This window comes from Microbacterium sp. Y355 (genome assembly GCF_059445345.1).
In genome coordinates, this window is the sequence record NZ_JCAIUD010000001.1 from 2,465,226 (window position 1) to 2,477,755 (window position 12,530).

At 65.2% G+C, this 12,530-nt stretch carries 14 protein-coding genes; 7 read left to right on the top strand and 7 right to left on the bottom strand.

Translation table 11 applies throughout. From position 1 onward, the window contains the following. Nucleotides 1–89 precede the first annotated feature (89 nt). The gene (locus AC1C2O_RS11780) at nucleotides 90–953 is read left to right on the top strand and encodes an IclR family transcriptional regulator (RefSeq protein WP_495430622.1); all 864 of its coding nucleotides are present in this window, start codon (nucleotides 90–92) and stop codon (nucleotides 951–953) included. 164 nt (nucleotides 954–1,117) lie between these two features. On the opposite strand, the gene AC1C2O_RS11785 is transcribed toward AC1C2O_RS11780, so the two are convergent. Continuing rightward, nucleotides 1,118–1,774: an FMN-dependent NADH-azoreductase gene (locus AC1C2O_RS11785; protein ID WP_495430623.1), complete on the bottom strand. Its 657-nt coding sequence runs from the start codon at nucleotides 1,772–1,774 to the stop codon at nucleotides 1,118–1,120. A gap of 77 nt (nucleotides 1,775–1,851) precedes the next feature. On the opposite strand from AC1C2O_RS11785, the gene AC1C2O_RS11790 reads away from it, so the two are divergent. Further along, nucleotides 1,852–2,190, top strand: coding sequence for a winged helix-turn-helix transcriptional regulator (locus tag AC1C2O_RS11790; protein ID WP_495430625.1), 339 nt, complete (start codon nucleotides 1,852–1,854; stop codon nucleotides 2,188–2,190). A 115-nt stretch (nucleotides 2,191–2,305) separates the two neighbouring features. Here AC1C2O_RS11790 and AC1C2O_RS11795 read toward each other — a convergent pair whose 3' ends face one another. Then, the gene (locus tag AC1C2O_RS11795) at nucleotides 2,306–3,823 is read right to left on the bottom strand and encodes an SDR family NAD(P)-dependent oxidoreductase (RefSeq protein WP_495430626.1); all 1,518 of its coding nucleotides are present in this window, start codon (nucleotides 3,821–3,823) and stop codon (nucleotides 2,306–2,308) included. Between the two features lie 102 nt (nucleotides 3,824–3,925). On the opposite strand from AC1C2O_RS11795, the gene AC1C2O_RS11800 reads away from it, so the two are divergent. Then, nucleotides 3,926–4,978, top strand: a complete 1,053-nt coding sequence (locus AC1C2O_RS11800) for a M4 family metallopeptidase (protein ID WP_495430627.1) — start codon at nucleotides 3,926–3,928, stop codon at nucleotides 4,976–4,978. Next, complete coding sequence (locus AC1C2O_RS11805) at nucleotides 4,953–5,327, top strand: protealysin inhibitor emfourin (protein WP_495430628.1); 375 nt, start codon at nucleotides 4,953–4,955, stop codon at nucleotides 5,325–5,327. Before AC1C2O_RS11800 ends, AC1C2O_RS11805 begins: the two co-directional genes overlap by 26 nt. On the opposite strand, the gene AC1C2O_RS11810 is transcribed toward AC1C2O_RS11805, so the two are convergent. After that, the gene (locus tag AC1C2O_RS11810) at nucleotides 5,296–6,357 is read right to left on the bottom strand and encodes a mechanosensitive ion channel family protein (protein ID WP_495430629.1); all 1,062 of its coding nucleotides are present in this window, start codon (nucleotides 6,355–6,357) and stop codon (nucleotides 5,296–5,298) included. The genes AC1C2O_RS11805 and AC1C2O_RS11810 overlap by 32 nt on opposite strands. A gap of 110 nt (nucleotides 6,358–6,467) precedes the next feature. Between AC1C2O_RS11810 and AC1C2O_RS11815 the strand changes: the two genes are divergently transcribed. Further along, nucleotides 6,468–7,370: a VOC family protein gene (locus AC1C2O_RS11815; protein WP_495430630.1), complete on the top strand. Its 903-nt coding sequence runs from the start codon at nucleotides 6,468–6,470 to the stop codon at nucleotides 7,368–7,370. A gap of 106 nt (nucleotides 7,371–7,476) precedes the next feature. Here AC1C2O_RS11815 and AC1C2O_RS11820 read toward each other — a convergent pair whose 3' ends face one another. Then, on the bottom strand, nucleotides 7,477–8,739 hold the full coding sequence (locus AC1C2O_RS11820) for an FAD-dependent oxidoreductase (protein ID WP_495430631.1): 1,263 nt from the start codon (nucleotides 8,737–8,739) through the stop codon (nucleotides 7,477–7,479). A 37-nt stretch (nucleotides 8,740–8,776) separates the two neighbouring features. Between AC1C2O_RS11820 and AC1C2O_RS11825 the strand changes: the two genes are divergently transcribed. Then, nucleotides 8,777–9,334, top strand: a complete 558-nt coding sequence (locus AC1C2O_RS11825; RefSeq protein ID WP_495430632.1) for a TetR/AcrR family transcriptional regulator — start codon at nucleotides 8,777–8,779, stop codon at nucleotides 9,332–9,334. Between the two features lie 171 nt (nucleotides 9,335–9,505). Continuing rightward, nucleotides 9,506–10,240: a ribonuclease H family protein gene (locus AC1C2O_RS11830; RefSeq protein ID WP_495430633.1), complete on the top strand. Its 735-nt coding sequence runs from the start codon at nucleotides 9,506–9,508 to the stop codon at nucleotides 10,238–10,240. 23 nt (nucleotides 10,241–10,263) lie between these two features. Here the strand turns inward: AC1C2O_RS11830 and AC1C2O_RS11835 are convergent, their stop codons facing one another. From AC1C2O_RS11835 to AC1C2O_RS11845, 3 genes are read right to left on the bottom strand one after another with little or no spacing between them, the layout of a single operon-like run. After that, a complete protein-coding gene (locus tag AC1C2O_RS11835) occupies nucleotides 10,264–10,833 on the bottom strand; it encodes a sugar O-acetyltransferase (protein ID WP_495430634.1) in 570 nt (189 codons plus the stop codon). 23 nt (nucleotides 10,834–10,856) lie between these two features. After that, nucleotides 10,857–11,507, bottom strand: a complete 651-nt coding sequence (locus tag AC1C2O_RS11840; RefSeq protein ID WP_495430635.1) for a TetR/AcrR family transcriptional regulator — start codon at nucleotides 11,505–11,507, stop codon at nucleotides 10,857–10,859. Between the two features lie 46 nt (nucleotides 11,508–11,553). Next, nucleotides 11,554–12,528: a phosphotriesterase family protein gene (locus AC1C2O_RS11845; protein ID WP_495430636.1), complete on the bottom strand. Its 975-nt coding sequence runs from the start codon at nucleotides 12,526–12,528 to the stop codon at nucleotides 11,554–11,556. Nucleotides 12,529–12,530: the final 2 nt, after the last annotated feature.

Below are 12,530 nucleotides of genomic sequence, written 5' to 3' on the forward strand. Positions count from 1 at the left end.
TCCGAGTGACGATGACATCAGGCTAGGGAACCGATGACATTTCCACAACGCATGTTGACGATATGGCAACTTGCTTTTACTCTAAAGAGATGACTCCCCCTCAGAGCGCTGCCCGCCGCAACTCTTCAGGGCTGGGACGGGACATCGAGATCGTCGAGCTGCTCGGCAGCGATGAGGCCGTCGCTGAGGGAGGACTGGGCGTGATGCGGATCGCACAGCTCACCGGACGCGACAAGGCGGTGATATCTCGAACGATGGCCACTCTCGCTGACGCTGAGCTCGTGGTTCGCGATGAGGCGACGATGAACTACCGGCTGGGGAGTCGCCTGTTCGCGATTGCCGCGCGCACAACCGAAGCGTCGCTGGTCTCCCGCGCCCGCCCCCATCTGCGCAACATCGCACAATCGACTCGCGAGACGACCCACCTCTGTGTGCTCCGCGGCGGGAACGTGCTGACGGTGCTGAGCGAGCTCAGCCCGCATGAGTTCCGGACCACAGGGTGGGAGGGCGTGACAACAGCAGCGTGGCGCACCCCTTCCGGGCGCGTGCTCATCAGCGACTGGGATCGCGCGTCACTCGCACGTTGGTACCAGGAGCACGGCCGGGATCAACCTCTTGTCGGACCATTGAATCCGGCGATGGCGGCCGCTGGATTCGCAGTGTTGGAGACCCCGCCGGAGAACAAGGCGATCGTGAGCGACCTAGACTCCCTGCTGACCGAGCTGCAGAGAATCCGCGAGCGCGGCTACGCCACACTCGACGAGGAACTCGAGCTCGGTGTCGTCGGGGCGTCTGCTCCCATCACGGATTTCACTGGACGTATCGTCGCCGCCATCAACGTGAGCGCGCCGAAGTCGCGGATCGGCGGTCACCTTGATCGCCTTGGTGCCTACGTTGCACAGGCCGCACGCGAGCTTTCGAGCTCACTGGGATCGCCTGTGGCACTCGGCTAGGCGTCTGCGCTAGCAATCCGATGATGATGACGAGACTGGCGGCTCACCCGCAGGACCGGGTGCAGCTCGTGTAGGTCGCGATGAGCCCGATCTGCTGATGTTCCCCCCAGATTCGTCAGCAGATCGGGCACGGTCCGCAGATCGGGGCCGGAATTACAGCAGGCTCAGGCGACCTTGGCGCGCCGCGTCGCGGCAAGCTCCTGACCGTAGACCTTGGCCGACTTCTCAGCCTCACCCTTCAGCTCAAGAGCGACGTCGGCGAAGGCATCCATGGCCGGATTCACGCCGACGAGCGTGAACGGGCGCTGCACGACGCGCAGGTCAAGGCCCCAGACGTCTTCGAGTGCGCGACGCAGCCACGTTGTGGAGTGGTCCCAGCCTTCCTTGGGCGTGCCGGGGCCGTAGTTTCCGCCGAGCACGGTGACAAGGGTCGCGGGCTTCCCCTGAAGCGCGGTACCGGTGGGGTCGGTGCGCGCGTCCGTGTAGGTCAGGTCGAACCAGGTCTTAAAGTGCTGCGAGACGCCGTAGTTGTACAGCGGCACCGCGAACAGCAGTGCGTCGGCATCGATCAGCTCGTCGGCGAAGGTGGTCGCGAGGGCTCGCGCCTCGTTCTGGCGCTCCGTGCGCTGCGCTTCGTCGACGAATCCGGACGTGACGGCATCCGTCCACGCCGTCGCGGGGACCGGATTAGCAGCGACGTCGCGACGGGTCACCGTGGAATCCGGGTGGGATGCTGTCCACTCGGCTTCGACGAGGTCGGCAAGCGAACGGCTGGCGGACGTCGCGGGCAGGATGCTGGCATCCAGGCGGAACAGGGACATGAGGCGACCTTTCATTTTCGGAGTCGCTAGGTTTTTCTTAGCGACTTGCGTTAACGTAGCACAGGTATGATGGGGCTATGGCGGAAGCTGAAACAGCGATCCAAGTGTGTGACGCCGCAGTCACACTGGCCTTCAGCGTGCTCGGAAAACGCTGGAACGGCATGATCATCTCAACGCTCGGCGGCGGCCCGACCACGTTCGTCACGCTGCGCCGCGCGGTCGCAGGCATCAGTGACACCGTGCTCTCCGACCGTCTCGCCGAACTCGCTCAGGCCGGGCTCATCGCCCGCACCGTCGATGATGGTCCACCGGTCACGGTGTCATACGCGCTGACCGCAAGTGGTGACGGACTGCTGCCGATCCTCGGCCAACTCGGCACCTGGGCATCCGCAAACCTCGAGGTCCCCGCGCACTGACGGTGGCCCCGGCGATGCTACGAACGTCGGACGTTGTTGCAGATGTCGGAGCGATCAGGCCAAATGGTCCGTCAGGTGCAACACCCTCCGACAGATGTAACAGGCGAGGCAGAACTCACCAGGGGTTCGGCTTGTAGTCCTTCAGGAACACCCCGTGCACATCGACCCCGGCCTCGCCCTGCACGATCGGGTCGTAAACTCGGGCGGCGCCGTCGACAAGGTCGAGCGGGGCGTGGAAGCCCTCCTCAGCGAGGCGCACCTTGGTGGCATGCGGGCGCTCGTCGGTGATCCAGCCAGTGTCGACCGCGGTCATCAGGATGCCGTCCTTCTCAAGCATCTCGCCGGCGCTGGTGCGCGTGAGCATGTTCAGCGCAGCCTTGGCCATGTTCGTGTGCGGGTGCCCTGGGCCCTTGTAGCGGCGCGAGAACTGCCCCTCCATCGCCGAGACGTTCACCACGTACTTACGGTGCGCGTCGGATGCCGCCATCGACGCCCGCAGACGGCTGATCAGCAGGAACGGCGCGGTCGTGTTGGCGAGCTGCACCTCGAGCATCTCGAGCGGATCGACCTGCTCGATCGACTGCACCCAGCTGTTCACGCTGTTGATGTCTGGCACGAGACCGCCGGCATCGATCGCCGTACCGTCCGCGTGCTTCGCCAGCGACGACGACCCGGGCGCCATCGCGAGGCGCGCGAGGTCTTCGGCGGTCAGAGCCTGCCCACCCTGCTCGGCGACGGTGCCGCCGAGGGCTGCGACAGACAAGAGCGGATGCGAGGCGACGGATGCCGCGAGGGCCTGCGGATGCGGATCGGCAGTGTGCCCGAACGTCTCCATCTCGGGCAGCGGTCCGTCCGGAAGCGGCTGCATTTCGGCATCCGCCAGCAGTGAGTATGCCCCCGGCGAGCGCCGTACAGTCTGCGCAGCATTGTTGATGAGGATGTCAAGCGGGCCCTGAGCTGCGACCGAATCGGCGAGCGCGATCACCTGAGCGGGGTCGCGCAGGTCGATGCCGACGACGCGGAAGCGGTGCAGCCAGTCGGCTGAGTCGGGCAGAGATGAGAACCGACGGACCGCGTCGCGGGGGAACCGTGTGGTGATCGTGAGGTGCGCGCCGTCGCGGAGCAGCCGCAGCGCGATGTGCATGCCGATCTTCGCGCGTCCTCCGGTGAGCAGCGCACGCTTCCCAGTGAGATCGGTGCGAGCGTTGCGCTTGCCGTGGCTGAAGCGCGCACACTCGGGGCAGAGCTGGTGATAGAACGCATCGACCAGCGTGTACGGCTGCTTGCAGATGTAGCAGTTGCGGGGCTTGAGCAGCTCGCCCGCGATCGGAGCATCCGTCGACGTCTGCAGGTCGTGGCCGCGCGTTTCATCGTCGATGCGGTCGGGGGCACCGGTGGCGGTGTTTGCGACGACCGCCTTGTCTGCCTCGGCGATCGCGTCACGGATCTCCTTGCGGCGCACACGCTTGACGGCCTTGAACATCGCGGCGGTCGCACGGCGCACGGCGACATAGTCGGGATGCTCTTCGTCGATCTGATCCATAGAGGCGAGTACGCGCAGTGTGGTCTCGAGATCCGACGGGTCGAGACCGTCGCCGAGGTCGCGGTCGTCGGCTACAGGCGCATCGGTCATTGGGCTGATTTTACGCGAGTGCGCTGGGAGAGTGCTCCCGGGGCAGACACTGCTGTGCGTCCGCCGATGACAGACGTCCGACTCCCGGCGTAGGGTCGCGTTATGGACCACCGCGCACACGCCATCATCCCGGCCTACCTGCTCTCGCGCCTGGCCGAGTCTGGGCGCTTCCCTCGAGCGGCAGATGCCGCACGCCAGACGCTGCTCGCCGGGCGCCCGCCGTACCGCGCCCGCATCAACCTGTCGATCGATGCAGACGGCGACCTCGTCGCAGAGCTGACGGATGCTCCGAACCGCACGATCAGCGACGCGCAGAACACCGAAAAGCTGCCCGGCCTCGTGGTGCGCACCGAAGAGGAAGCGCCCGTCGACGACACCGCGGTGAACGAGGCCTTCGACGGCCTCGGTGCCACGTTCGAGCTGCTGCTTGCGGCGTTCCAGCGAAATTCCCTCGATGGTCTTGGCGCGGATCTCGACGCTACGGTGCACTACGGCGTGGACTACGACAACGCCTTCTGGGACGGCGAGCGCATGGTCTTCGGAGACGGCGACGGCGAGGTGTTCCGCGGCTTCACCGGGTCGATCACGGTCGTCGGCCATGAGCTCGCGCACGGTGTCATCCAGCACACCGCGAACCTCGAGTACCAGGGCCAGCCGGGCGCGCTGAATGAATCGATTGCCGATGTGTTCGGTGCGTTGACCGAGCAGTTCAGCGAAGGGCAGACCGCAGATCAGGCAACCTGGCTGATCGGAGCCGGGATCTTCACCGAAGAGGTGCAGGGCAGGGCGCTGCGATCGATGATCGAACCAGGGACGGCATACGACGACGACGAACTCGGCAAGGATCCGCAGCCCGCACACATGCGCGACTTCGTGAAGACCACGGAGGACAACGGCGGGGTGCACATCAACTCCGGCATCCCTAACCGCGCCTTCGCGCTCGCGGCGACGACGCTCGGCGGCAACGCCTGGGAGCGAGCAGGCCTCACTTGGTATCGGGCGTTGACCGGGGGGTTGTCGAGCACAGCGACGTTCCGCCAGTTCGCGGATGCCACGCTCGCGGCCGCTGTCGACGATGAAACCTCGGCGGCGATCCGCTCCGCCTGGATGACCGTAGGAGTCTTTGAAGATGAGCGACGCAGCCCCGCAGAGTGAGTCGGACGACGACTCCACCATCCTCATCGCCGTCGTCCGCACCGGAGGCATCGCCGGCATCCGTCGTCGCTGGCAGGTCGAGCCGCCCCACGAGGAGATGCCCCAGTGGATCGAGCTGATCGATCGCTGCCCGTGGGAAGCGCCGTGCCCCGGCCCGCAGGGCGCCGACCGCTATATCTGGAGCATCCGCGCTCGCACCCCGGAGTCGCGGCACGAGCGCGACCTCCCGGAGTCTGCGCTCGACGGCCCGTGGCGCAGGCTCGTCGATGCCGTCCGCGAAGCCAACCCCGACACGCGAGACGACCCCGACACGCCCTCTACTCCGAACGCTCCATCGCCACACGCGTGACGGGCAGTGCTTCGGGGTGCTCCTGCTGCAGCCAAGTGATGATCTTCTCGCGCACGAGACAGCGCAGATCCCACTGATCGTCCGAGTTCGCGGCCGAGATCTTGAACCGGACCGTCACGTACCCGCCCTCGGATCCAGTGACCAGCACGTTAGCGGAACGCCGGTCCCAGGTATCTGATGCCTCGATGATCTCCATGAACTTCTCGCGCACAGCATCCACCGGCACTCGCCAATCGAGGTCCATGAAGACGGTGCCGAGAATCTTGTCCGACCTCCGCGTCCAGCTCTCGACGGGACTCGAAGTGAAGTAGGTGCACGGCAGGATGAGCCGACGCTCGTCCCAGATGTAGACGACGACGTAGGAGAGATTGATCTCACCAATGCGCCCCCACTCGCCCTCGATCACAACGACATCGCCCACCCTGATCGCATCGGTGAACGCGATCTGTACGCCGGCGATGAGGTTGCCCAGGGTGGATTGTGCGGCAAGGCCCGCGATGATGCTCACCACACCAGCGGATGCCAGGATGCTGGTGCCGAGGGCCCGAACCTCAGGGAACGAGAACAGCACGACACCGATCGCGAGGACCGATATCAGCACCACGACAAGCCGATTCAGCACAGTGAGCTGAGTCTGACGGCGCCGCGCCTCCGGGCTCGAACCATCCCGTGCACTGTCGTACTGCATGAGCCGTTCCATGCCGAAGGTGACGAGGGTCGACAACTCCCATGCCCCGACCAGTACAACAGCGATCAGCAGGACACGCTCCAGCACCGACCACCACGAGAGCGTCGCGGGGGCCGTCGCGGCACACGCGAGCCATCCAGTGATGAGGAATGCCAGCGTCATAGCGGGCACGCGGATGCGACGTTCCAGATCGCCGATCCAGGCCGAGCGTCCGCGTGCCCGGTTGGCGATGAAGCGCACGGTGATCACGAGCGCTGCGACAGCAACGATGCCTATGAGTAGAGCGACAAGCGTTCCCAGCCACGAGGCCCAGTCGACGTCGGATGTGGTGAGAGAAGCCATCTTCCCACCCTAGGCATGAGGGTCAGAGGCGACGCAACCCCCTTGCATCCGCGACGCGGACGGCGCACTCTGGAATCGCAGGAGGAACCATCCGCAGTAAGGGAGCTGTCATGTCGCAGAAGATCATCCCGAACATCTGGTTCGACCGAAACGCCGATGAAGCCGGTGCGTTCTACAAAGACGTCTTCCCCGGCGCTACCGCCACCGTCGGCGCGCGATATCCGGACGATGTGCCGGACTGGCAGGCAGACTTCGCGGGCAAGACCCTGACGGTCGACCTCGTGATCGACGGCTACCTGCTTACGCTGGTCAACGCCGGTGATGAGTTTCGGCCGAACGGCTCTGTGTCGTTCATGCTGAACTTCGATCCGCTCCGGTTCCACGACAACCGGGATGCAGCCCAGGCACGCCTCGACGAAACCTGGGCAAAGCTGTCCGACGGTGGCTCGGTGCTCATGGAACTCCGCGAGTATCCGTTCAGCCCCCGCTATGGCTGGGTGCAGGATCGCTACGGAGTCAACTGGCAGCTTCTGCTGACGAGCCCCGAGGGAGACTCGCGCCCGTTCCTGATTCCGCAATTGATGTTCGCAGGGCCGGTGCAGAACATGGCACGTGAGGCTGCAACGTTTTACTCCTCGCTCTTCCCGGATGCTGGCGTCGGCTTCATCGCGGAGTATCCGGAGAAGACGGGACCTGCGGATGCCGGCAGCGTGATGTTCGGCGAGTTCCGCCTGGCCGGGCAATGGTTCGCGATGATGGATTCGGCCGTCGAGCAGGACTTCACTTTCACCTGCGGCGTCTCGCTTGAGGTGCGCTGCGCAGATCAAGCAGAGCTCGACAAATATTGGGATGCGCTCACCGCCGTGCCCGAAGCAGAAGTGTGCGGTTGGCTCGCCGACCAGTACGGACTCAGCTGGCAGATCGTGCCGGAGAACATGGGCGAACTCATGTCCCGGTCAGGTGCGTACGAGAAGATGATGGCGATGAAGAAGCTCATCATCGCCGACTTCTAAGGAATACATGGGACTGTTCACGCAAAAACCGGAAGAGAAGACCTCCTGGGCCGCATTGCCGGGCGAGCCGCTGGAGCGCGAGGGATCCGTCGATTCCCTGCCCGAGTCAGACGTTTCCCCGCTCAGCCTCGGATTGGGAACGGGCGTCACTTCGATCTCCGTCCCGGTGGTGCCGCCGGAGCCCTCCGACGAGTGATTCCGGCCGCACGCCGAGCCCGACGAACCGTCCGGTGAGTCGGGTCAGCACGGGGTGATCGCGCAACAGTCGCAGCGGCAGCGGTAGCGGTCCGTCCGGCGCACGCTCTGCCATCAGCGGGCGCTGCATGCGACGCTGAACGAACTGCGTAATGCGGGTCGGACGGCTTCGACGCCTTTGCACGCGCCGCAGATCCGAAACGGTCGGTCGGCCCTCCCGCAGAATCGGGCCGAGGATGCGGGCGACCGCCACGGCATCCTGGATCGCAAGGTTGATGCCGACTCCTCCGGCGGGCGACATCGCGTGGGCGGAGTCGCCGATGCACAGCATCCCGTCGGTGTACCAGTGGCGCAGCCGCTCCAGTCGCACCTGCAGCAGGTGCACATCGTCGAGCGAAGTCTCGACGACGGCCTCTCCCATTCGAGGTGAGATGCGCGCGATGCGTTCTTTCATCCTTTCGACGTCGTCCGGCACACCCGTCCAACTGCCCGCGGGGATCACGTGCGCGATCTGGAAGAACTCCCCGCGATCGATCGTGATGATCATGCCCGCCCCCGCCTGAACGAACGGATAGGTTTCACCGGGGTGCTTGACGAGCCGCAACCACAGCACGTCCATCGCCGCGGCGCCTCCGATCGGGTTGAGACCGGCGGCTGCTCGGATGTCCGAATCACGACCGGATGCGTCAACCACGAGGCGCGCGCGGACGCTGACTGGTCCATCCAGCCCTGAGCCCGTGACGCCGACCACGCGGCCGCCTTCCCGAGTGAGCCCATCGATCCGGGTCGAACGGAGCAGACGAAATCCCGGATGCTGCGATGCGGTGTCGGCCAGCAAGTCGAGGAAGTCCCACTGCGGCATGAACGTCATGACCTTGCGCCGTGTGGGGAGGTGCGTGAAGTCGGCCAGCGTCAATACGGCGCCGTGCCAGCTGATCGAGACGCGCGGCATGTCGGCGTGCGGTCGGGTGAGGAATTCGTCGAGGAGATCGAGCTCGCCGAGAAGCTCCTGGGTGGAGGGGTGGATCGTGTCGCCGCGGAAATCGCGCAGGAAGTCGGCGTGTTTCTCGACGACCGTGACCTGGAGTCCCTGGCGCAGCAGGAGCAGCGCCATCATGAGTCCGGCGGGGCCCCCGCCGACGATCACGCAGTCGGTATCAATGTGGATGCTCATACCTTCACGATCGCCCCGTGCGTGTCATGATGCGAGCATGGTCAATAAATCTCCTGGCCGGCCACGGGGCGACTCCACTGCGCGTCAACGACTGCTGGATGCCGCGCATCAGCACTTCGAAGCCGGAGACCTGACCTCGACGTCAGCGAGGATGCTCGCCGACGAGGTGGGCGTGAGTCACACCCTGGTCAATTACCATTTCGGTTCCCGAGACGCCCTGATCGCAGCAGCCGTCTCGCTGCGCGCGGCCCCGCATCACGTCGTCGCCGCGGCGACCGATGAGGACGGGCACATCGATCTCACTCGGCTCGTGCGCGGACTCGTCGCCGTGTGGGAGCATCCGGAAAATGGTGCTCGTCTGGTGGAATTCGCCCGTCGTCTCGCCACCGGCGATGAACGCTCGCCGGCGCTCATGTCGTACCTGCAGCACACAGTGTTCACGGCGTTGGCGGCAGAGTTCGGTCAGGATCGCGCCCGCCGGATGGCGACAGCGATCATCGGCGTGATCTTCGCGCGCTACGTGCTTCAACTGCCCGCGATGACCGCGCTCACACCCGCGCAGGTGGCGACGCATCTGCTGTCGATGCTGCGGTGACGCCTGACCCGCTGCCTGGCGCCGGACGCCGAGCGCCCCGCTCGGAGATGTGCCTTCCCTCGGACGAATTCGCGCGATTCCTCCGAGGAACGTGCACATCTCCGAAGTTGGCGCACGCATCGTCGCCCGATTCGGTCGGAGGACACCGGCACGGCATCGTACGGTTGAAGGATGACGATCACCGCCGCGGCAGACGGCTCCGCCCTGGGAAACCCCGGGCCCAATGGCTGGGCCTGGTACATCGACGATGCGAACTGGGCAGCAGGCGGTTCACCGCACGGCACCAACAATCAGGGTGAGCTGCAGGCGGTACTCGAGCTGCTGATCGCGACCGCCGGCACGGACGAGCCGCTGTTGATCATGTGCGACAGCAAGTACGTCATCGACTCCATCACCAAATGGATGCCGGGATGGAAGCGCCGCGGATGGCGCAAGGCCGACGGTGCCCCTGTGCTGAACCGCGAGCTCATGGAGTCGCTGGACGAGGCGATGCAGGGCCGCAACGTGAAGTTCGAGTGGGTCAAGGGTCACGCCGGCCACGACCTCAACGAGGCCGCAGACGTGCGCGCGAACTCTGCCGCGAAGGCATACCAGGCGAAGCAGGAGCCGAAGCGTGGGCCAGGGTTCACCATGGGATCGGGTGCCAGCGCCGCCGCGCCCGCCGCAGCGGTTGTCGCACCGACCGCCGCAGCATCCGCTCCAGCCCCACGCGCCGCAGCCCCAGCCGCCGCTCCACTGTGGGCCGAAGCATCCAGTCTGTTCGACAGTCTGGACGACTCGCTCGAGACCGAGATGGGGCCCGTCGACCTGCGCGTCACGCTCAAGTCCGATGAGCACGCGCGACTGCGCGACCGCGCCGACGCCCAGGGAATCTCGCTGGAAGAGGCGCTTCGCCGCCTGATCTGACCTTCGACCGGGTCAGGGATCGTTCAGTCGCTGACTGAGCGCACGAACCTCGCTGGCGAGCCGACGACGATTGCCCTCGCGGGGACATCCTTGGTGACCACCGAGGCCGCGCCGATCACGGCATCCTCCCCGATCGTTACTCCTGGAAGAATCGTCGCATTCGCCCCGATCCAGACGTTACGTCCGATCACGACAGGAGCGGGATGCAGGTCGGTCCGACGACTCGGCGCGAGGTCATGGTTAAGCGTGGCAATGACGACGTTGTGGCCGATAAGGCAGTCGTCGCCGATAGCGATGCCCCCCTGGTCTTGGAACTTGCATCCGGAGTTGATGAACACTCGCTTGCCGAAGGTGATGTTCTTGCCGAAGTCCGATGAGAACGGCGGAAACAGTGTGACTGTCTCATCGACGGGCTTCCCGATCAGCTCGGCCAGCAGGCTGCGCACCCGCTGTGGCTCGTGATAACCGCCGTTCAACTCGCCAGTGATGCGCAGCGCCTCCTGGCTGGTTCGATGCATCACTTCGTGCAGCGGCGAGGCGCCCGTGATGGTGCGTCCGGCATCCAGTTCGCGCAGAAGGTCGATAAGTTCCATGCTCCCTCTCTACCAGAGAAGACTCACACCCCGGCGGTCATCCAGGCCACGACCACATCACCGATCATCGAGCGGAGGTGATCGCGACGCTCTTCGGCGAGCAGGTCACGGTCGAACAGGTACCCGAACGTGTGCTGGTTGGCTACCTGGAAGAAGCAGTACGAACTGATCAGCAGGTGCACGTCGAGGGCGTCGACATCCGAGCGCACAGTGCCCTCTTCGCGCCCGCGCTCGAGCACGACCTCGAGCACATCAACGGCTGGCTGGTTCAGAGTGCGCAGCCCGTCAAGTCGCTTGATGAACTCACCGTGGTGGATGTTCTCGATCGATACCAACCGGATGAACTCGGTGTGATTTCGATGATGGTCGTAGGTGAGCTCGGCGATCTGGCGCAGCGCATCGACGGGTGGCAGATCGCCGGCGTGTATCGACTGCTCGGTTTCACGGATGCCGCGATACGCGTTCTCGAGCACCGCAAGGTAGAGCTGCTCCTTGCCGCCGAAGTAGTAGTAGATCATCCGCTTCGTCGTCTGCGTGCGCTCGGCGATCTCGTCGACCCGAGTGCCCGCGTACCCTGACTCGGCGAAGGCTTCAGTGGCGACCGCGAGCAGCTCCGCGCGCGTGCGCTCGGCATCGCGCTTGCGCACCACTGGTTCGGTCACGGCATCCGTCATCACTTCTCGTTCCCCTCGGCACCCTGATCAGTTGCCTGTGCACACATCATGCCTCACCCGTGAGCACCCGCCGCGGATTCACCACCATCAACTGCTGCAGAGTGGCCCCGTCGACCCCGGCCGCACTCAACTGGGGCAGCACAGTGTCGAACAGGTGCGACATATGCCACAACGGCACGTGGGCGACCCGCCATGACGGCGGAGTCACTCTGCTGAACACGGCAGCGTCGTGCGACAGCACGATGTGGTCTGCGTATCCGGCGTCGAGCAGTTGCAGCAGCATCCGCACACGATCTTCATCGCGCGCGACGTGCTCCATTCCGAAGCGGTCAAAGCCCAGGAACGAACCGCGATCGGCGAGCCCGCGCAGGTAAGAGATGTCAGTCGAGTCGCCGCTATGCCCGATCACCACTCGGTCGAGCGGTACGCCGAGGCGCTCAAGTTCGTCCTGCTGCGCGGATCCGCCGCGGGATGCCGCATGCGAATGCGTCGTGATCGGAACACCGGTACGCAGATGTGCCGCAGCGGCAGCCGCGAACACTCGTGCAGCGTCGGGCGTCAGGCCCGCGGCATCCGAGGCGATTTTGATCATCCCCGCTCGCACCGAAGTGCCTGCGATCCCCCGTTCGATATCACCTACGAAGAGGGCTTCGAGCGGGTCAGGGCCGTCGACGACGAGCCCCGGCCCGTTCAGCCTGAAGAACGGCGGCAGCACCTCTGCGGCGTAGCATCCGGTCGCAGCCACGATCTGCACCGGCACACGTGCCGCAACGTCGGCCACCCGCCGCACGTCACGGCCCAGTCCGATCACGGTGAGGTCCACGACCGTGCGCACGCCCTGCTCGTACAGTTTCGTCAGAAGCGTCACAGCGCGTTCGATCATCGCCTGCTCATCCCATTCCGGATGAGGCATATTTACATCGAGCTCAGGGTCGGTGACGAAGATGTGCTCGTGGATGAGGGTCACCCCGAGCGCCTCTCCGTTCACCTCCCCCGTGAACGTCGGTACCGAACGCGTCATGC